This window comes from Enterobacter cloacae complex sp. GF14B (assembly GCF_004136805.1).
Taxonomy (GTDB): Bacteria; Pseudomonadota; Gammaproteobacteria; order Enterobacterales; family Enterobacteriaceae; genus Enterobacter; species Enterobacter hormaechei_C.
The window spans coordinates 1-20,274 of record NZ_QFRV01000062.1; the positions used below are offsets into that span (position 1 = coordinate 1).

Annotated in this window: 15 protein-coding genes; 6 read left to right on the forward strand and 9 right to left on the reverse strand. The window is 55.2% G+C overall.

Annotated elements, in window-relative coordinates; all coding sequences use genetic code 11:
- The 3 genes from DD606_RS17965 to DD606_RS17975 form a co-directional block, all read right to left on the reverse strand.
- A partial coding sequence (locus DD606_RS17965; RefSeq protein WP_129258948.1) for a nitrate reductase subunit alpha occupies nucleotides 1-1,767 on the reverse strand: 1,767 nt, incomplete at its 3' end.
- A 67-nt stretch (nucleotides 1,768-1,834) separates the two neighbouring features.
- Nucleotides 1,835-3,220, reverse strand: a complete 1,386-nt coding sequence (locus DD606_RS17970) for a NarK family nitrate/nitrite MFS transporter (protein WP_003857034.1) — start codon at nucleotides 3,218-3,220, stop codon at nucleotides 1,835-1,837.
- Nucleotides 3,221-3,431: 211 nt separating this feature from the next.
- Nucleotides 3,432-4,007, reverse strand: a complete 576-nt coding sequence (locus DD606_RS17975; protein ID WP_003857036.1) for a TetR family transcriptional regulator — start codon at nucleotides 4,005-4,007, stop codon at nucleotides 3,432-3,434.
- A gap of 116 nt (nucleotides 4,008-4,123) precedes the next feature.
- Here DD606_RS17975 and DD606_RS17980 point away from each other — a divergent pair, with 116 nt between their 5' ends.
- A complete protein-coding gene (locus DD606_RS17980) occupies nucleotides 4,124-5,614 on the forward strand; it encodes an MFS transporter (RefSeq protein ID WP_003857038.1) in 1,491 nt (496 codons plus the stop codon).
- 45 nt (nucleotides 5,615-5,659) lie between these two features.
- Here DD606_RS17980 and ompC read toward each other — a convergent pair whose 3' ends face one another.
- The gene (ompC, locus tag DD606_RS17985) at nucleotides 5,660-6,733 is read right to left on the reverse strand and encodes a porin OmpC (RefSeq protein WP_003857040.1); all 1,074 of its coding nucleotides are present in this window, start codon (nucleotides 6,731-6,733) and stop codon (nucleotides 5,660-5,662) included.
- A gap of 626 nt (nucleotides 6,734-7,359) precedes the next feature.
- Nucleotides 7,360-8,238 (reverse strand): aromatic amino acid DMT transporter YddG, encoded by an 879-nt coding sequence (yddG, locus tag DD606_RS17990; RefSeq protein ID WP_003857042.1) that lies wholly within the window; start codon nucleotides 8,236-8,238, stop codon nucleotides 7,360-7,362.
- Between the two features lie 220 nt (nucleotides 8,239-8,458).
- On the opposite strand from yddG, the gene fdnG reads away from it, so the two are divergent.
- The 3 genes from fdnG to fdnI are packed head-to-tail and all read left to right on the forward strand — an operon-like array spanning nucleotide 8,459 to nucleotide 13,051.
- The gene (fdnG, locus tag DD606_RS18000; protein ID WP_086528405.1) at nucleotides 8,459-11,506 is read left to right on the forward strand and encodes a formate dehydrogenase-N subunit alpha; all 3,048 of its coding nucleotides are present in this window, start codon (nucleotides 8,459-8,461) and stop codon (nucleotides 11,504-11,506) included.
- An 11-nt stretch (nucleotides 11,507-11,517) separates the two neighbouring features.
- Nucleotides 11,518-12,402, forward strand: a complete 885-nt coding sequence (fdxH, locus tag DD606_RS18005; protein WP_003857048.1) for a formate dehydrogenase subunit beta — start codon at nucleotides 11,518-11,520, stop codon at nucleotides 12,400-12,402.
- Entirely contained in the window at nucleotides 12,395-13,051 is a 657-nt protein-coding gene (fdnI, locus tag DD606_RS18010) for a formate dehydrogenase-N subunit gamma (RefSeq protein WP_003857050.1), read from the forward strand. Before fdxH ends, fdnI begins: the two co-directional genes overlap by 8 nt.
- 59 nt (nucleotides 13,052-13,110) lie before the next feature.
- Here the strand turns inward: fdnI and ppk2 are convergent, their stop codons facing one another.
- Nucleotides 13,111-13,929, reverse strand: coding sequence for a polyphosphate kinase 2 (gene ppk2 / locus DD606_RS18015; protein ID WP_003857052.1), 819 nt, complete (start codon nucleotides 13,927-13,929; stop codon nucleotides 13,111-13,113).
- Between the two features lie 161 nt (nucleotides 13,930-14,090).
- Here ppk2 and araJ point away from each other — a divergent pair, with 161 nt between their 5' ends.
- Nucleotides 14,091-15,266, forward strand: a complete 1,176-nt coding sequence (gene araJ / locus DD606_RS18020) for an MFS transporter AraJ (protein ID WP_003857053.1) — start codon at nucleotides 14,091-14,093, stop codon at nucleotides 15,264-15,266.
- Between the two features lie 39 nt (nucleotides 15,267-15,305).
- On the opposite strand, the gene DD606_RS18025 is transcribed toward araJ, so the two are convergent.
- Entirely contained in the window at nucleotides 15,306-16,508 is a 1,203-nt protein-coding gene (locus tag DD606_RS18025; RefSeq protein WP_129258950.1) for an NAD(P)/FAD-dependent oxidoreductase, read from the reverse strand.
- A gap of 130 nt (nucleotides 16,509-16,638) precedes the next feature.
- On the opposite strand from DD606_RS18025, the gene DD606_RS18030 reads away from it, so the two are divergent.
- The gene (locus DD606_RS18030; protein ID WP_015570482.1) at nucleotides 16,639-17,148 is read left to right on the forward strand and encodes an Rrf2 family transcriptional regulator; all 510 of its coding nucleotides are present in this window, start codon (nucleotides 16,639-16,641) and stop codon (nucleotides 17,146-17,148) included.
- A 39-nt stretch (nucleotides 17,149-17,187) separates the two neighbouring features.
- Here the strand turns inward: DD606_RS18030 and adhP are convergent, their stop codons facing one another.
- Together adhP and DD606_RS18040 are read right to left on the reverse strand one after the other, a co-directional pair.
- Nucleotides 17,188-18,198: an alcohol dehydrogenase AdhP gene (gene adhP, locus DD606_RS18035; protein WP_023314184.1), complete on the reverse strand. Its 1,011-nt coding sequence runs from the start codon at nucleotides 18,196-18,198 to the stop codon at nucleotides 17,188-17,190.
- Between the two features lie 206 nt (nucleotides 18,199-18,404).
- Entirely contained in the window at nucleotides 18,405-20,114 is a 1,710-nt protein-coding gene (locus DD606_RS18040) for an ABC-F family ATP-binding cassette domain-containing protein (RefSeq protein WP_129258952.1), read from the reverse strand.
- Nucleotides 20,115-20,274: the final 160 nt, after the last annotated feature.

Sequence of the window (20,274 nt, forward strand, 5' to 3'; positions counted from 1 at the left end):
CCAGCCGGTTTGCGGGCGCAGCTTTTCCTGGCCGACATAGTGCGACCAGCCGCCGCCGCTCTGCCCGACGCAGCCGCAGAAGACCAGCATGTTAATCATCCCGCGGTAGTTCATGTCCATGTGGTACCAGTGGTTCACACCGGCCCCGAGAATGATCATCGACCGTCCGTGGGTCTTATGCGCCGTGTCGGCAAATTCACGGGCGATTTTTTCTATCAGATAAGCGGGGACGCCGGTAATTTGTTCGCCCCAGGCCGGGGTGTAGGCTTTTATCTCGGCGTAGTTTGTCGCCGCGTTACTGTCTTCCAGACCGCGATCGAGGCCGTAGTTTGCGAGCACCAGATCGTACACGCTAACCACGCGTCTCTGGCTGCCGTCGGCCAGCGTCAGGGTTTTACTCGGTACTCGGCGCGTCAGCACCGGCTCCTGCTTCACGCTGCGGAAATGCGGGTTCTCGTTGCCCCCGAAGTAAGGGAAGGCCACGTCTGCCACGCTGTCGTGGGTGATGAGCAGGGAAAGCGTCAGCTCGGTTTCCTGTCCCGCGGCCAGCGACTCCAGGTTCCATTTGCCTTTTTCACCCCAGCGGAAGCCGATGGAACCATTCGGCGCCACCAGATTTCCGGCCACGTCAAAGGCGATGGTTTTCCACTCCGGATTATTGGTTTCACCCAGCCCGTCGGCCAGATCCGACGCGCGCAGCATGCGGCCCGGCACCACGCGACCGTCAGCCTGTTCATCCAGCAGAACCAGCATCGGCATGTCGGTGTAGCGGCGGCAATAGTTAAGGAAGTAATCACTCGGGTTATCAAGGTGGAACTCTTTGAGGATCACATGCCCCATCGCCATGGCAAGGGCACTGTCGGTACCCTGTTTGGGGGCCAGCCATTGGTCGCTGAGCTTTGCCACCTCCGAGAAGTCCGGCGTAATGGCGACGGTCTTGGTGCCTTTGTAACGCACTTCGGTAAAGAAGTGGGCGTCCGGGGTGCGCGTCTGCGGCACGTTCGAGCCCCAGGCAATGATATAGCTGGAGTTGTACCAGTCCGCCGATTCCGGCACGTCGGTCTGTTCGCCCCAGGTCATCGGCGACGCCGGAGGCAGATCGCAATACCAGTCATAGAAGCTCAGGCAGGTGCCGCCGAGCAGGGAGAGATAGCGCGTACCGGCGGCATAAGAGACCATCGACATGGCCGGGATGGGGGAAAAACCGGCTACCCGATCCGGGCCGTAGTTTTTGATGGTCCAGACGTTGGCGGCAGCAATCAGCTGGTTAAGCTCTTTCCAGTTTGAGCGGATAAAACCGCCTTTACCGCGCGCCTTCCTGTAGCTCTGCGCTTTCTGCGGATCGTTCTGAATGGCGTCCCAGGCCAGCACCGGATCGGTATGCTGCGCCAGCGCCTCGCGCCAGAGTTCGATCAGCCGACGGCGCACCAGCGGGTATTTCAGGCGGTTGGCGCTGTAGAGATACCAGGAGTAGCTTGCGCCGCGCGGGCAGCCGCGTGGTTCGTGGTTAGGCAGGTCAGGGCGGGTACGCGGGTAGTCGGTCTGCTGGGTTTCCCAGGTCACCAGGCCATTTTTGACATAAATCTTCCAGCTACAGGAGCCGGTGCAGTTAACGCCGTGGGTGGATCGCACAATTTTATCGAACTGCCAGCGTTGACGGTAGCTGTCCTCCCAGTCGCGGTTGGTGTGGTACACCTGCCCGTGCCCATCGGCGAAACTGTCGCCTTTTGTTTTGAAGTAACGGAAGCGGTCCAACAGTTTGCTCATGACATTTCTCCTGCTTCGATAGCATGGCCGGAGGGTGAGGCATCACGCTCCGGCGAAGATGTAGTTATTATTTTTGTGAGGATTTGCGGCCGTACACCAGCCAGGTGACGAGCACGCAGACGATGTAAAACACGAGGAAGACTTTCATGGCGCCCACTGGGGATCCGGTCATCGCCAGGGATGTGCCAAAGGCTTTGGGAATAAAGAACCCGCCTACCGCACCGATGGCAGAGATAAAGCCCAGCGCGGCAGCCGTTTCGGTCACCGCTTCATGCTGTGCCTGTTCGTCGCTCCCGCCCTGTTTTTTTACGCGGTCGAGGGTGATTTGGCGAAAGATAATCGCGATCATCTGGAAGGTCGAGCCGCTGCCCAGGCCTGCGGTCAGAAACAGACCCATAAAGACCAGATAGAAGGCGATAAAACTGCCTGAACCAGACCCGGGGAGTGTCAGGAAAATCAGGGCGCTAAAGATGGCCATAAAGACGAAGTTGATCAGCGTCACCCGTACGCCGCCCAGCCTGTCTGAAATCATCCCGCCAGCCGAACGCGCCAGGGCGCCAATCAGCGGGCCAAAGAAGGCGAGGTGGAGGATATTTACGTCCGGAAACTGGGTTTTCGACAGCATGGCAAAGCCTGCCGAGAAACCGATAAACGAGCCGAAGGTTGCCAGATAAAGCAGGCTCAGCAGCCAGAGGTGAAAGCGCTTAAGTACCGGAAGCTGGCTGGCAATGGATGCTTTCGAGCTGGCGATGTCGTTCATGCCAAAAAACGCCGCAAGGGTGGCCAGAATCAGCAGCGGCGCCCAGATCCACGCCGCGTTCGCCAGCCACATCGTCGAGCCATCCTCCTGGGGGACGCCATGAACGCCGAGAAAGGTAAACATCGGCAGGAAAATCACCAGCGGCGCAACCAGCTGCATCACGCTCACACCCAGGTTACCCAGCCCGCCGTTAATGCCCAGCGCGCTGCCCTGTCTGGCTTTCGGGAAGAAGAAACTGATGTTTCCCATGCTGGAAGCGAAGTTGGCGCCGGCAAAACCGCACAGCAGTGCGATGATGATAAAGACCCAGTAAGGCGTGGCGGTATTCTGGATGGCGATCCCAAGCCAGACACAGGGTACGACCAGGATAACGGTGCTTAACACGGTCCAGTAACGCCCGCCAAATATCGGCACCATAAAAGAGTAGGGGACACGCAATATCGCGCCGGAGAGAGAAGGTAATGCCGTTAGCATAAAAAGCTGATCGGTGCTGAAATTAAATCCGACCTTATTAAGGTTTACCGCAATAGCGCTAAACAACATCCAGACACAAAACGCGAGGAGCAAACACGCCACGGAAATCCACAGGTTTCTTCGTGCGATATGTTTCCCTTTATTCTCCCAAAATTGCGCATTTTCCGGTTTCCAGTTACTCAACAGATGCTGGTTACTCTTCTCGCTTTGATGTGACATATCACCCTCTTGCTTACCCAAGTGGAGAGAAAAAATTAAATAAAAACAGAAAGATACCTGTCGATAGCTTGTAGGAATTATTGGATGTTATGGGATACATCTGAAAGGATAGATAAAAAAGCGAATCCCTGAGTTTGGAATGGGAATCTGGGTTCGCTTTATGTGTTACTAATTGTAACTTTTTGCGGAAATTAATACCCCGATGGGAGTATTAAAACAATTCGAGGGAGATAAGTTTATCCAGATGCTTATTAAAGGCCGCGTCGTCCATTTCAGGCATATTTAATACGTATATGCCATCCAGGCCACATACCAGACCAATTAAACGCCAGGCGATATTTTCCGGCTGGTCAGCAAGCGTAAAGGCGTTGGCCTCCGCCCCGGCCCTGATAATCGCAACCGTTTCCTGGTGCCACATCTCCATAGTCAAAACGTAGGCGCCTTTAATATCGCTATCCCGGCTGGCGAGAATTTGCGCCTCTCGCCACAGCCGAATGTAGGGCTCAAACCCGCCGTCATCGCTGCCGAGCATGGCATGCAGGCGCTCGCGCCAGCCAGCGTTTTCGCCAACGATTTCAGCATCCAGCAAATCGCGGATTAGCCGGACAAACGCCAGCGACTTAAGCTCGCCCGCCGACGCAAAGTGGTGATGCAACTGCCCGGTAGCGACGCCCGCTTCGGTGGCGATGCGGCGCACGGTCATTGCAGCGAATCCTTCGGTCAGCGCCACGCGCATCGCGGCCTGGAGGATCTCTTCCCGCCGCTCGTCCTTGCTCAGATAACGCATAATTTCTCACTCTCAATGGCAACGAAACGAGTGTAACAAAGAGCTGGACAAGTGTTCAACTTTACGTAGGATCGCAATTTGGACATGTGTCCAGTTTTTAACTGAAAAGGAAATTTATGTTTCGTCAGTGGTTAGCGTTAGTGATTATCGTGCTGGTATATATCCCGGTGGCGATTGACGCGACGGTGCTGCACGTGGCGGCACCAACATTGAGCATGACGCTGGGTGCCAGCGGCAACGAATTGCTGTGGATTATTGATATTTACTCGCTGGTGATGGCGGGGATGGTGCTGCCGATGGGCGCGCTGGGCGATCGCATAGGTTTTAAGCGCCTGCTGATGATCGGCAGCGTGCTGTTTGGCCTGTCATCGTTAGCGGCGGCTTTTGCGCCGTCCGCGGGCTGGCTGATTGCCGCCCGCGCGTCGCTGGCGATAGGCGCGGCGATGATTATTCCGGCTACGCTTGCAGGGATCCGCACGCTGTTTATTGATGCGCGGCACCGTAATATCGCCCTCGGCGTCTGGGCTGCCGTTGGGTCGGGCGGCGCGGCGTTTGGCCCGCTGATTGGCGGCATGCTGCTGGAGCACTTTTACTGGGGTTCGGTGTTCCTGATTAATGTGCCGATCGTGCTGATGGTGGTTTCGCTTGCTGCGCGCTTTGTGCCTGCTCAGCAGGGGCGGCCCGAGCAGCCGCTCAATATCAGCCATGCCATTATGCTAATTGTGGCGATTTTACTGCTGGTCTATAGCGCCAAAACCGCCCTGAAAGGGGTGCTGTCGCCGTGGATGGTGACCATTACGCTGCTTACCGGGGCGGTGATGCTGTTTATCTTCGTCCGTATCCAGCTGCGCGCGCGCGTACCGATGATCGACATGCGTCTGTTTTGCCATCGCATTATTTTAAGCGGCGTGGTCATGGCGATGACCGCCATGATTGCGCTGGTGGGCTTTGAACTGCTGATGGCGCAGGAGTTGCAGTTTGTGCATGGTTTTACGCCGTTTGAAGCAGGGATATTTATGCTGCCGGTGATGGTGGCGAGCGGATTTAGCGGGCCGATCGCGGGCGTGCTGGTCGGGCGTCTGGGGCTGCGCATTGTCGCGGCCGGAGGCATGGGGCTAAGCGCAGTCAGTTTTATCGGCCTGTCGATGCTTGATTTCAGCACCCAACAGTGGCAGGCGTGGAGCCTGATGGTGCTGTTGGGCTTCAGTGCCGCCAGCGCACTGCTGGCATCGACGTCAGCGATCATGGCTGCCGCGCCGAAAGAGAAAGCGGCCGCCGCAGGCGCGATCGAAACCATGTCCTACGAGCTGGGCGCTGGTCTGGGGATCGCCATTTTCGGTTTGCTGTTAACCCGCAGCTTTTCGGCGTCTATTGTACTGCCGCAGGGGCTGAGCGCGTCGCTGACCGATAAAGCCTCGTCGTCCATCGGTGAAGCGATGAAGGTGGCGCAGGAGCTGACGCCGTCACTGGCCGAGCCGGTGATGACGGCGGCGAAAACTGCGTTCATCACCTCGCACAGCGTGGCCCTGGGCAGTGCGGGAGGCATGCTGCTGATTCTGGCGGTCGGGATCTGGTTTAGTCTGGCGAAGGTCGGAGGGCAGCAGTAATAAAAAAGGCCAGCCGGGAGGGCTGGCCTTTTGAACTAACAGATCTTAGAACTGGTAGGTCAGACCTACAGCCACGATGTTGTCGGTAGCCACTTTGGCATCTTTGGTGAACTGGCTGTCATCCACGAGGTTGATTTTGTAATCAACGTAGGTGGACATGTTTTTGTTGAAGTAGTAGCTCGCGCCAACGTCAACGTATTCAACCAGATCCTGGTCGCCATAAGAACCGATGTCTTTACCTTTGGATTTCAGGTAAGCGATGGATGGACGCAGACCGAAGTCGAACTGGTACTGCGCCACAACTTCGAAGTTCTGCGCTTTGTTGGCAACGTGACCGTTACCGAACGCCGTCATGTTGCGGGTTTCAGAGTAGGTGGTTGCCAGGTAGATGTTGTTCGCATCGTACTTCAGGCCAGCAGCCCAGACTTCTGCGTTTTCGCCACCGGCGTTCAGGTTGCTTGCAGCACGAACCTGACGGTCAGTACGGTCAGATTTCGCGTAGGTCGCACCCACACCGAAGCCGTCGAATTCATAGGTAGAAGACAGACCCCAGCCGTCACCGTTGGATTCGGTGATCTCTGAACGGTCGTTTTTACCCTGGTACTGAGCAGCCACGTTCAGGCCGTCAACCAGACCAAAGAAGTCGGTGTTACGGTAGGTTGCAACGCCAGTGGTACGGCCGGTCATGAAGCCATCAGTCTGCGTCCAGGTATCGCCACCGAACTCTGGCAGAACGTCAGTCCACGCGCCGATGTCATAAGCCACACCGTAGTTACGACCGTAGTCGAAGGAACCGAATTCATCGAATTTCAGACCAGCGTAGGCCAGACGGGTTTTGTTGCCGTCGGAACCCTGAGCTTCGGAGCGATTGCCCTTGAACTCATATTCCCACTGGCCGTATCCGGTCAGCTGATCGTTGATCTGAGTTTCACCTTTGAAGCCCAGACGAACATACGTTTTGTCGCCGTCGCTACCAGCATCATCAGAAAAATAGTGCAGACCAGTAACTTTGCCGTACAGATCCAGTTTGTTACCGTCTTTGTTAAAAACTTCAGCCGCGTTAACAACGCCAGCTGCCAACATGGAAGTCACTGCCACTGCAACTAATTTAAGTTTCATCTTAAATAATCCTTATAATTTTATTTAGGTATTTCCTAAGCCATCTGAGCGATTTTTAAACGAGGCTTATCGTCAATGGCAGACTATTTTTAAAATTCCGTAGACTGCTTTCAATAATAAGTTTCAAAATATTAAAGATAATTTCAATTAATGTGATCCTGATCGGGTAAATGCCCTTAAATCGCTCAATCAGGTTAATATATAGACATAAATTGATTATTAACAAAGCACGATAATATGGCTGTAAATAATTTCTGGACGTTTTAGTTTTTCTGGGGAATTAAAGGAATTTGACAGAGAGTATCAACGTGTGGGGCGCGATAACATCTTTTAAAACAGCGGATTATGAATTTTTCGGTGAGCCAGTGTCTGTTTTCTAAGTGAAATATTCAGAAATAAACTATTGCACTTTGTGCTATATAGCGCGGTAATATTGGCGCTGAACTAATTACCTGTGTTGTCAGTTTATGTCAACTTCCACAACGGCTCTGGCTATCTGTGGGCATTCTATACAGAAATTTTAGTTGTCTCGAATGTTACCAATTATATTCGAGGGTGTGATCACACATTAAATAATTGTTAATTTTGTGCCGGGCATATTGGGTACCCGGCAAAAAATAAAAATACTATTTGCGCGTGGCATACCAGCACAGTAACGATCCGGCGCACACCATTAATGCCCCTTGCCAGAATGAGAATGAAAGCGTAGAGCTCAGCACAATAGCCGCCAGCGCGGCGGAAAGAACGGGCGTGAAATAAGAGACAGCCGCAAGCACCGTGACGTTACCGTGAAGAATACCAATATTCCAGGCGGCGTAGCCAAAGCCAAGCGCAACCCCACACATCAATAGCTTCACCACAACCGGGACGCTGAACACCATTTCGGGCTGATCGCTGACGGCATATTTGACCCACAGGCTCAGGGCGGTCAGCAGGACGAAAAGGGTAATGCCATTTTGCCCTTTGGCATACTTGCTGGTGACGGTGCAGTAGGCGGCCCAGATAAAAGCGCCAGCAAACGCCAGCCCATAACTCAGCGGACTTGAAACGACGTTCTGCATGATGTCATTCAGTTGCAGACCGTTTTCGCCACCTAAAACCCAGCACACCCCCAACAGCGAGATGAGAAGCCCAGGGATGACCCACAGGGTGGATTTTTGCCCGTTGAACAAAATCGCGAAGGCAATCGTCAGGCTTGGCCACAGATAATTGACCATACCGACTTCAATCGCCTGTGAGCGCGTCGCGGCATATCCCAGCGACAGGGCCAGGCACATCTCATAGCTGACAAACAGGATGCTGCCCGCAAGAAGATAGCGCCTGGAAAAACGCCGAAGATCGGGAAAACCCACCGTTACCAGACACAGCAGCCCGCTGACGGTGTAAATCATCGCCGCGCCGCCCACCGGGCCCAGTCCTTCACTGACGCTGCGGATGAGACCCACCATGGTGCTCCACAGCAATATGGCCGCCAGGCCTGTCAGCGTTGCTCTTTTTCTGTCCATTACCCTGCCAGTCTTCAAAAAATCAAAGGGAAAACTTATAGCATCTATCCGCTTCACCTGGCGAATTTTCTACGGGGTAGATACCCCGAAAAGAGTAGCAAATCGTACCAGCGGTGACTATTTGGGGGGCTAAGTATAGCGACCTTGATTTGACGCAATAAAAAAAGGGGCTTTGCTGTTAGTTTGCCGCGCGAAGTCTTATCAGATAACGAGGACAACAATGGACGTCAGCCGCAGACAATTTTTTAAAATCTGCGCGGGCGGTATGGCCGGAACAACAGCCGCGATGCTGGGATTCGCTCCCAAAATGGCGCTGGCTCAGGCACGCAACTATAAACTGCTGCGCGCGAAAGAGATCCGTAACACCTGCACATACTGCTCCGTGGGTTGTGGGCTATTAATGTATAGCCTGGGTGATGGCGCGAAGAACGCCAAAGAAGCGATTTATCATATTGAAGGGGACCCGGACCATCCGGTGAGCCGCGGGGCGCTTTGCCCGAAAGGGGCGGGGCTGCTGGACTACGTCCACAGTGAAAACCGTCTGCGCTACCCGGAATATCGTGCGCCGGGGTCTGACAAATGGCAGCGTATTTCCTGGGACGACGCTTTCTCCCGAATTGCAAAACTGATGAAAGCGGATCGCGACGCCAATTTTATTGAGAAGAACGAGCAGGGCATCACGGTAAACCGCTGGACCTCCACCGGGATGCTGTGTGCCTCTGCGGCAAGTAATGAGACCGGCATGCTGACGCAAAAATTTGTGCGCTCCCTCGGCATGCTGGCGGTTGATAACCAGGCGCGCGTCTGACACGGACCAACGGTAGCAAGTCTTGCTCCAACATTTGGTCGCGGTGCGATGACCAACCACTGGGTTGATATCAAAAACGCAAACGTCGTGGTGGTTATGGGCGGTAACGCCGCTGAAGCCCATCCGGTGGGGTTCCGCTGGGCGATGGAAGCGAAAAACAACAACGATGCGACGCTGATTGTCGTCGATCCACGCTTTACGCGTACGGCATCGGTGGCTGATATCTATGCGCCGATCCGCTCCGGTACGGATATTACGTTCCTTTCCGGCGTACTGTTGTACCTGATCGAAAACAATAAGATTAACGCGGAATACGTTAAGCATTACACCAATGCCAGCCTGCTGGTGCGGGAAGATTTCGCTTTCGAAGATGGTCTGTTCAGCGGCTATGACGCCGAGAAACGTCAGTACGATAAATCATCCTGGAACTATCAGTTCGACGAAAACGGCTACGCGAAACGCGATGAGACCCTGAGCGATCCGCGCTGCGTGTGGAACTTGCTGAAACAGCACGTTTCCCGCTATACGCCGGACGTGGTGGAAAACATCTGCGGTACGCCGAAAGCGGACTTCCTGAAAGTGTGTGAAGTGCTGGCCTCCACCAGTGCCGCCGACAGAACCACTACTTTCCTGTACGCGCTGGGCTGGACGCAGCATACCGTGGGCGCGCAGAACATTCGCACCATGGCGATGATCCAGCTGCTGCTCGGCAACATGGGGATGGCCGGTGGCGGCGTGAACGCCCTGCGCGGGCACTCTAACATTCAGGGCTTAACCGACCTCGGCCTGCTGTCAACCAGCCTGCCGGGTTACCTGACCCTGCCGTCCGAGAAGCAGACCGACTGGCAAAGCTGGCTTGACGCCAACACGCCAAAAGCGACGCGTCCGGACCAGGTGAACTACTGGAGTAACTATCCGAAGTTTGCCGTCAGTCTGATGAAATCGTTCTACGGCGACGCGGCGCAGAAAGAGAATGACTGGGGCTTTGAGTGGTTGCCGAAATGGGACCAGGCTTACGATGTCATCAAGTATTTCAACATGATGGATAAGGGCGACGTCACGGGGTATATCTGCCAGGGCTTTAACCCGGTGGCGTCATTCCCGGATAAAAACAAAGTCGTTCGCAGCCTGAGCAAGCTGAAGTACATGGTGGTTATCGATCCGCTGGTCACCGAAACGTCTACGTTCTGGCAGAACCACGGTGAATCAAACGATGTCGATCCGGCATCCATTCAGACCGAGGTGTTCCGCCTGCCATCGACCTGTTTTGCGGAAGAGGACGGTTCTATTGCCAACTCTGGCCGCTGGCTACAGTGGCACTGGAAAGGTCAGGATGCGCCGGGTGAAGCGCGTAATGACGGCGAAATTCTGGCCGGGATTTACCATCGTCTGCGCGAGATGTACCGCACAGAAGGCGGCAAAGGCGCTGAGCCGCTGCTGAAGATGAGCTGGAACTACAAGCAGCCGGATCATCCTGAGTCCGAAGAGGTGGCAAAAGAGAACAACGGCGTGGCGCTGGCCGACCTGTACGATGCCAACGGCAATCTGGTGGCGAAGAAAGGCCAGTTGCTCAATAGCTTCGCGCTGTTGCGTGACGACGGTACCACCGCCTCGTCCTGCTGGATCTACACCGGCAGCTGGACTGAGCAGGGTAACCAGATGGCCAACCGCGATAACGCCGATCCGTCAGGCCTGGGTAACACCCTGGGCTGGGCATGGGCGTGGCCGTTAAACCGCCGCGTACTGTACAACCGTGCCTCCGCAGACGTGAACGGTAAGCCGTGGGATCCGAAACGCATGCTGATCGAGTGGAACGGCACGAAGTGGACGGGGAACGATATCCCGGACTTCAACACCGCCGCGCCGGGTAGCAACACCGGGCCGTTTATCATGCAGCCGGAAGGGCTGGGACGTCTGTTTGCTATCGACAAACTGGCGGAAGGGCCGTTCCCTGAACACTACGAGCCGATGGAAACGCCGCTCGGCACTAACCCGTTGCACCCGAACGTGGTGTCAAGCCCGGTGGTACGCATCTACGAAGACGACGTGCTGCGTTTAGGTAAAAAAGACAAGTTCCCCTATGTCGGCACTACTTACCGCCTGACCGAGCATTTCCATACCTGGACCAAGCACGCGCGGCTTAACGCCATCGCGCAACCGGAACAGTTTGTGGAGATAAGCGAAACCCTGGCGAAGGCGAAAGGCATTGCCAATGGCGATCGCGTGAAGGTCAGCAGCAAGCGCGGCTTTATTCGCGCGGTGGCGGTGGTCACCCGTCGTCTGCAAACGCTGAACGTGCACGGCCAGCAGGTGGAAACGGTGGGCATACCACTGCACTGGGGCTTTGAAGGGGTAGCGCAGAAAGGCTACATCGCCAATACCCTGACGCCAAACGTCGGCGATTCCAACTCGCAAACGCCGGAGTATAAAGCGTTTCTGGTCAACATCGAGAAAGCGTAAGGAGCGATTAAATGGCGATGGAAACACAAGACATTATTAAACGCTCCGCGACCAACCCGATAACGCCCGCGCCTCGTGCGCGGGACTACAAGGCAGAAGTCGCCAAGCTGATCGATGTCTCTTCCTGCGTGGGCTGTAAGGCCTGCCAGGTGGCCTGCTCGGAGTGGAACGATATCCGCGACGAGGTGGGGCACTGCGTTGGGGTCTATGACAATCCTGCTGATCTGAGCGCCAAGTCCTGGACGGTGATGCGCTTTAGCGAAACCGACCAGAACGGCAAGCTGGAGTGGCTGATCCGTAAAGACGGCTGTATGCACTGTGAAGATCCGGGCTGCCTGAAGGCGTGCCCGTCTGCCGGGGCAATCATTCAGTACGCCAACGGGATCGTCGACTTCCAGCAGGATAACTGCATCGGCTGCGGCTACTGCATCGCAGGCTGTCCGTTTAATATCCCGCGCCTCAATAAAGAGGATAACCGGGTCTATAAATGCACCCTGTGCGTCGATCGCGTCAGCGTCGGCCAGGAGCCTGCCTGCGTGAAGACCTGTCCTACCGGGGCGATCCACTTCGGCACCAAAAAAGAGATGCTGGAAGTGGCGCAGCAGCGGGTGGATAAGCTCAAAGCGCGCGGCTATGACAAGGCCGGGATTTATAACCCGCAGGGCGTGGGCGGCACGCACGTCATGTATGTTCTGCACCACAATGACCAGCCGGAGCTGTATCATAATCTGCCGAAAGATCCGGCGATCGATACATCAATCAACCTGTGGAAAGGGGCGCTTAAACCGCTTTCAGCGGCGGGCTTTATCGCCACCTTTGCCGGGCTGATTTATCACTACATCGGTATCGGGCCGAATAAAGAGGTGGATGACGACGAGGAGGAGCATCATGAGTAAGTCGAAAATGATAGTGCGCACAAAATTTGTCGATCGCGCCTGTCACTGGACGGTAGTCATCTGCTTCTTCCTGGTGGCGGTATCCGGCATATCGTTCTTCTTCCCGACGCTACAGTGGCTCACGGAAACCTTCGGGACACCGCAGATGGGGCGCATTCTGCATCCGTTCTTCGGCGTGCTGATTTTCGTGGTGCTGATGTTTATGTTCGTGCGTTTTGTTCATCACAACATCCCTGACAAGCAGGATATTCCGTGGCTAAAAGGGATTGTTGAGGTTCTGAAAGGCAACGAGCATAAAGTCGCGAAGGTGGGGAAATACAACGCCGGGCAGAAGATGATGTTCTGGACCATCATGAGCATGATTTTTGTGCTGCTGGTGACCGGGGTCATCATCTGGCGTCCGTATTTTGCGCACTATTTCCCGATTCAGGTAGTGCGTTATGCGCTGCTGATCCACGCGACCTCGGCCATTATTCTGATCCACGCCATTCTGATCCATATGTATATGGCCTTCTGGGTGAAAGGATCGATTAAAGGCATGATTGAAGGGAAGGTGAGCCGCCGCTGGGCGCAGAAGCACCATCCGCGCTGGTACCGCGACGTTGAGCGTCTTGAAGCGCAAAAAGAGAGTTCGGAAGGGTTGAAGTAAACCTCGCGCCGTCGGCATTGTCCGGCGGCGCTGCGCTTGTGCTGGCCTGCTTCCCCGTATCAAAATCGCTCTGCAATATACCGGAAGGGATATTTTGTAGGTTTCACTTTGCCGATCTTGCGTTTCGGTAAATCCACTTTGTCTACGTGAATTTCTTTATAGGGGATCTGTGAAAGCAGATGCGAAATAATATTCAGCCGCACCCGTTTTTTATCTTCTGAGCGCGCCACAAACCACGGCGCCCAGGCGGTGTCGGTCGCTTTAAACATCGCGTCACGGGCGAGGGTATATTCATCCCACAGATTAAAAGATTTTATGTCCATTGGAGACAGCTTCCAGATCTTGCGACCATCATTAATGCGATCGCGCAGGCGGCGTTCCTGCTCTTTTGGCGTTACTTCAAGCCAGTATTTCAACAATATGATCCCGGCATCGACCATCGCTTTTTCCATTACCGGCGTTCCATCAAGAAATTTTTCGGCCTGCTCTTCAGTACAGAAACCCATTACTTTTTCCACCCCCGCGCGGTTGTACCAGCTGCGGTCAAAAATAACGATTTCCCCGGCAGAGGGCAGATGAGGAACGTAACGCTGAAAATAGAGCTGACTTTTCTCTTTATCGGTGGGGGCCGGTAACGCAACAACGCGAAACACCCGGGGGCTGACGCGTTCGGTGATGGCTTTGATGACGCCGCCTTTACCGGCGCCGTCTCGCCCTTCAAAAACAATACAGACTTTTAACCCTTTGGCGACCACCCATTGCTGGAGCTTAACCAGTTCAACATGGAGGCGGCGCAGCTCTTGCTCGTACGTTTTGGTTTTGAGCGGCGCGTTTTTAACGACATCATCAACAACACGGGTTTTCTTCTTACTGACCATGGCGGGTCTCCCTATGGGTCCGGTCGCGGGATCGAGGCCGTACTAAGCGTGTAATCGGCCTGAATGAATGGATTAATGTGTCAGAAAGCTGATTTGAACTGGTTCACCATACAAGTTTAATCAATAATGCACGCTGCGTATTTTTTAACAGTGGTCGCGGTATGAAAAAGACAATTTTTTCGTTAGCACTGGCTACCTTTGGTCTGGGGATGGCTGAATTTGGCATCATGGGCGTGCTGACAGAACTGGCCCATGATACGGGCATTTCAATTCCCTCTGCCGGAAATATGATTTCGTTTTACGCTTTTGGCGTGGTGATCGGCGCGCCGATTGTGGCGCTGTTCTCCAGCAAATTTTCGCTGAAAACAACGCTGCTGTTTCTGGTGGCGATGTGCGTCGTTGGTAACACACTCTTTACCTTCTCTGACTCCTACGTGGGGCTGGCGGCGGGGCGCTTAATCTCTGGTTTTCCGCATGGCGCGATTTTCGGTGTGGGGGCGATAATCCTGTCAAAAATCGCACCGCCGGGTAAAGTGACGGTCGCTGTGGCCGGGATGATTGCCGGGATGACCGTTGCCAACCTGCTTGGCGTGCCACTCGGGACGTGGCTGGGACATGAATTTAACTGGCGTTACACCTTCTTTTTGATTGCGGTCTTTGACGCGCTGGTGATCCTGTCTGTTCTGCTGTGGGTGCCAGACATTCACGACACGACAACCACCCGGCTGACAGAACAATTCCATTTCCTGAAGAAACCGGAACCGTGGTTGATTTTTGCCGCTACGATGTTTGGCAATGCCGGGGTGTTTGCCTGGTTTAGCTTCGTGAAGCCGTTTATGGTCAACGTGTCAGGCTTTTCCGAGGGCGTGATGACCGCGATCATGATGCTGATGGGGCTGGGCATGGTGCTGGGAAATGTCTTCAGCGGCAAGCTGTCGTCGCGCTTTAGCCCGCTGCGCATTGCTGCCACCACCGACCTGGTGATTGTGGCTTCGCTGCTGGCGTTGTTCGCCTTTGGCGAGCTTAAAACAGCTTCACTGGTAATGGGATTCGTGTGCTGCGCCGGGCTGTTTGCGCTCTCTGCGCCGCTGCAAATTCTGCTGCTGCAAAATGCGAAAGGCGGCGAGATGCTGGGGGCCGCAGGCGGACAAATGGCGTTTAACCTCGGCAGCGCAATTGGCGCGTATTTCGGTGGAATGATGATTACGCTCGGCTTTAGCTGGAGTTATGTCACGCTGCCGGCAGCGATCTTATCCTTCTCGGCGATGACCTCTCTGTTGATGTATGGTTATTTATGTGCCAAAAAGCGTCAGGCCAACGCAGGAGCGCTGGCCTGATTCCACATGTTGCCCGCTGGTCGCGGGTGCTGGAGTGGACTACACGAATTTCGCCAGCGGGTCAGCGGCGGCAAAAGCAACCGCTTTGTCTGCTGCTGGCGGGTAAATCAGTTCGTTGGTGATGGCGACTTTGATCTTTTTGCCTTCCTCGCGCACGGATTTAATGCGCTGATCCCAGCCCTCGGTGTATACCGCACCCCAGCTACCCAAATCCAGACAGGTGACGTAGTTCACCTGACGGTAAGGATACGGCTCCACATTTAACAGGCTGGCCGCTGCGTTGTGTCCGGCGAATTTCCCCAACTGGATCGCGTGCTGGCAGGTCATCAGCGCCGTGTTGCCCACATCGTCCGTTTTGGCATGCGCCATATCACCCGTCGCGTAAACCTCCGGATGCGCAGGAACCTGCAATGTGTCGGTGACGATAAGGCGTCCCTGAGTGTCGCGTTCCCCGTCAATTTGCAGGCTGAGGGGGTTAGCTTCTACCCCTGCCGTCCACACTACAGTGGCGCTGGCAATGCGTTCTCCGTTTTTCAGCGTTACGCCGCTGGCATCGATGGCTTCAACTTCACTGTTTAAACGCCATTCAACGCCCAGCGCGCTGCTTGCTTCTTCAATGGTGTTTCTCAGCGCCTCGCTGTAACGCCCGCCAATGGTTGCACCCCTTTCAACTACGATTACTTTAGTCTTTGTATGGGTGCCGAAGCGAGTGCGGAGCCGGGCAGGGAGTTCCGTTGCCAGCTCGATGCCGGTAAAGCCGCCGCCACACACGACCACGGTATTACGCTCCGGGGTGGAGGGGCGCGAAACCAGCGAATCAAGATGTTGCTCGAATAACCTGGCGGAGTCGAGTTGGTCGATATCAAAGGCGTATTCAGCCAGACCGGCAACAGGAGGACGTTTAGTCTGGCTACCGGTTGCGAGGATCAGACGTTCCCAGGCGACGTCAGCAATCGCGCCGTTTGAATCGCGATACAAAACGGTTTTAGACGAGGTATCAATACGTTGTGCTTCGCCCGCAATAAAGGCGATACCCAGCTCAGCAAACAGTTCGGTCAGCGGCGCGACCATCGTCGACACGTTCTCTTCATAAAAGCGTGGGCGAACGCGTAGCTCCGCAACAGGGGCCAGCACGGCAATGCTGAGGCTATTGTTACCCTCCAGAGCAGAAAGGCGCGCGGCGCTGACCGCAGCCCACATACCGGAAAACCCACTACCCACAATTAAAATCTGCTTTTTCATACTCGATCCTTTAGTGCGTCAGGCTGTATGTCTGACATAACTGCCACTATACTTGTCGGAGTTAACTACGACAACTTCTTTCTGAGTTAAAAATCGTTATAATGCAGCGAACAATGACCCGGAGTGAGCCATGGCGTTTTACAGTTCTGGTGTGGAATATGGCATTCATAGCCTGATGTGTATGGTGGATGCAAAAGGCAATGAACGTGAGATGAGCGTCCGGGAGATGGCGGCCTTGCAGGGCGTGCCCTACGACTATCTTGGAAAAATCTTCACCCGTTTATCACGCGCGGGGCTGGTTATCAGCACCGAAGGCAAAGGGGGAGGCTTCCGGCTGGCGCGTCCGGCCGAGCTAATCAGCGTGCTGGACGTGGCGCACGCCATCGACGGCGAGAAGAATATGTTTGAGTGTCGGGAAGTGCGTCAGCGCCTGGCGGTGTTTGATGAAACGCCACCTGCCTGGGTCTGTGACGGCCCGTGTGGGGTGCGCTCGGTCATGGATAGCGCGCAGCAGCGGATGGAAGAGGAGTTAGGGCGCCATACCATCCTGGATCTGGCGCGGAAGATGTATCGAAAAGCGCCTGACACATTCCAGATCGAGGTTCAGGAGTGGATTTCCGATCGCCGTTCGTCCACGTGAAAAGCCGGGCAGGGCAAAGCCGCTACCCGGCCGCCGCGGTTAAGAACGTAAATCAATCACCATACGGCCACGGATCTGGCCCTGTTCCATCTCTTTGAAGATAGCGTTGATATCTTCCAATGGGCGCATCGTGACTTTCGGAACCACCTTACCTTCAGCCGCAAACTGGAAGGCTTCGAGCAGATCCTGACGGGTACCCACCAGAGAGCCCACCACCTGAATCCCATCCAGGACCAGACGTGGAATATCCAGGCTCATCGCTTCCGGCGGCAGGCCAACAGCCACCACGCGGCCTCCGGCGCGAACTGCGTCAACGGCAGAGTTGAAGGCCGCTTTCGCTACTGCCGTCACCACCGCCGCATGCGCACCGCCGGTTTTCTCCTGAATCACTTTTGCCGCATCTTCACTGCGAGAGTTCACGGTTAAGTCTGCGCCCATGCTGGCAGCGAGCTTCAGCTGCTCGTCATTCACGTCAATGGCGATAACCTTCGCATTGAAGACATTTTTGGCGTATTGCAGCGCGAGGTTGCCCAGACCGCCCAGGCCATAGATCGCAATCCACTGGCCGGGTTTGATGTCAGAGACTTTTACCGCTTTGTAGGTGGTGACCCCGGCGCAGGTGATGCTGCTGGCCGCCGCGGAGTCCAGCCCGTCCGGGACTTTAACCGCGTAATCCGCGGTTACGATGCACTCTTCCGCCATGCCGCCGTCAACGGAGTAACCCGCGTTTTTCACGTCACGGCACAGCGTTTCGTTGCCGGTATTACAATATTCACAGTGGCCACAGCCTTCAAAGAACCACGCCACGCTTGCACGGTCGCCTACTTTTAGCGACGTGACGCCAGGACCAATCTCTTTGACGATACCAATCCCTTCGTGGCCGAGGATCACCCCGGTTTTGTCGCCAAAATCACCATTCTTAACATGGAGATCGGTATGGCACACGCCACAGCACTCCATCTTCAGCAGCGCTTCACCATGTTTAAGCGCGCGTAAGGTTTTCTCTGTAACATTAACCTGATGATCCTGAGTGACAACAGCAGCCTTCATGTGTTTCTCCTTTCATGATGAGTATCTGCATAGCAGGTGTAATACCCATTAAGGATTAATACTTTGACGCTGTAATGCAAGGCAACCGCAACATAATGTCATCATTTAGCTCAGTTTCAGATTAAGAATACGGCGATCCTCTAATAATCAGTAGGGAAAAACACTGACGTAAAAAAGACCCGGCGTAATGACCGCCGGGTACAGACTTACAGTTGGGCTTCTATCTCCTCAATCTCTTTTCGCCATTGCGCCTGCAACTGCGGTTTTTGATGTTTGGGCTTACGCGCCAAATCTTCTTCCAGCAACGTTTCCAGGGCGACAAGGCGTTCGAGCAGATCGTCTGACGCTGAAGAGGGTGCCTTCAATGCGGCGTTCGATGCCTCAGGTACAACCGGACCGGTGTCCTCACGCAGGCGCTCAAAGACCGCCTCCGCATCGTGCCATTCACTCAGCCTGCCGTCCTCAATCAGCCAGAAGCGGTTACAGCACTGGCTAATTAACTGACGATCGTGGCTCACCAGCAGCACTCCGCCTTCAAACTGTTGCAGCGTTTCCGCCAGCGCCTCTTTGCCCTCCATATCCAGGTGGTTGGTCGGTTCATCCAGCATCAGCAGGCTATAACGGGCAAGGGTCAGGCCGACGAACAGCAGGCGCGAACGTTCCCCGCCGCTGAGCGTACTGACTTTTTGCCCGTGCCGCGCCCACGAGAAGCCGGCACTGATGAGCGCCATTTTACGGGTCTGCGGAGCTGGCGCGAAAGGCTCCAGCGCATCAAGCAGCGCCGTATCGTCTGGCAACTGATGCAGCGTCTGGTCGTAGTAGCCGGGTGAGACGCGCGGATGACGCTTAAGCCGCTCGTCCGAGATCTCGTCGCAAAAATGTCGCCAGATAAGCTTCAGCAGCGACGATTTTCCGCAGCCGTTACGACCCACAATTGCCACGCGATCGCCGCTCTTCAGCCGCGCGCTGACGAGGGTAAACAGGTCTGGCAGACCCGGCTCCGGGGGCACGCCGAGGTCGGTTATTTCCAGCAGGCGGTCGGCCCGAAGCGCGTCCCCGCGCAGGGTTAAGGTCCACGGGCTTCCCGCCGTCAGTTCCGTCTGGTTTTCTTTAAGCCGTTCGACCTGTTTTTCCATCTGCTTAGCCTTGCGGGAGAGATCTTCGTTGTCGTAGACCTTGCCCCAGGTCGCGAGGCGTTTGGCGCTGGCCGTGACGCGGTCGATCTCTTTTTGCTCAGCCTTATGCCGCAGCGCATCGCTTTCGTCTTTCGCCTTCAGCGACTGACGGGCGGCAGTGCAGGGAAGGGCGAAGTAGTGCAGTGTTTTATCGCGCAGGATCCAGCTGCCGTTGGTTACCGCGTCCAGCAGTTGCCTGTCGTGTGAAACCAGCACAAAGCTGCCGGACCAGCTCTGTAAAAACTGCTCCAGCCACAGCAGGGTCGGCAGGTCGAGGTGGTTGCTCGGTTCGTCCAGAAGCAGCAGATCCGGATCGCTTATCAACGCCCGCGCCAGCAGCAACCGCGTATGCTGACCGCCGCTCAGCGTGGCGGATTGCAGCGCCGTTTCCTGCGTCGTAAAGCCCATTCCGGCCAGCAGCGTCTCGGCCTTCCAGCGAAGACTGTCGCGCTCACCGGTCGGCAGCTGCGCCAGCACCGCATCCAGCATGGTCAGGGGATAAAGGGTCTCCGGCAGATGTTGTTCCACGCGCGCCAGCAGGCAATGTCCCGCCAGTGAAACGGTTCCGGCAGCAGGGGACTGCGTCCCGTCGAGGATTTTCAGCAGCGTACTTTTTCCGCAGCCGTTATCACCCAGCAGGCCAATGCGGTCGCCTTTTTTCAACGTAAAGGAGAGAGAGTCGAAGAGCGTGCCAAACGCGGTATCAACACGTAAAGAATGTGCAGTGAGTAGAGTGCTCATTGTTGCTTACCCAGGAGTTACAGGCATGTTTATGCCTCGTCAAACATCGCTGACGATAACTCAGTAAGCCCGAGAGAAGGGATTTCAGGGGTTAGTGTCTTCGCTCAAGCGGAAGTTATCGCAGCACGATACCGATAACGCTTGAGCTGGTGCGATCACC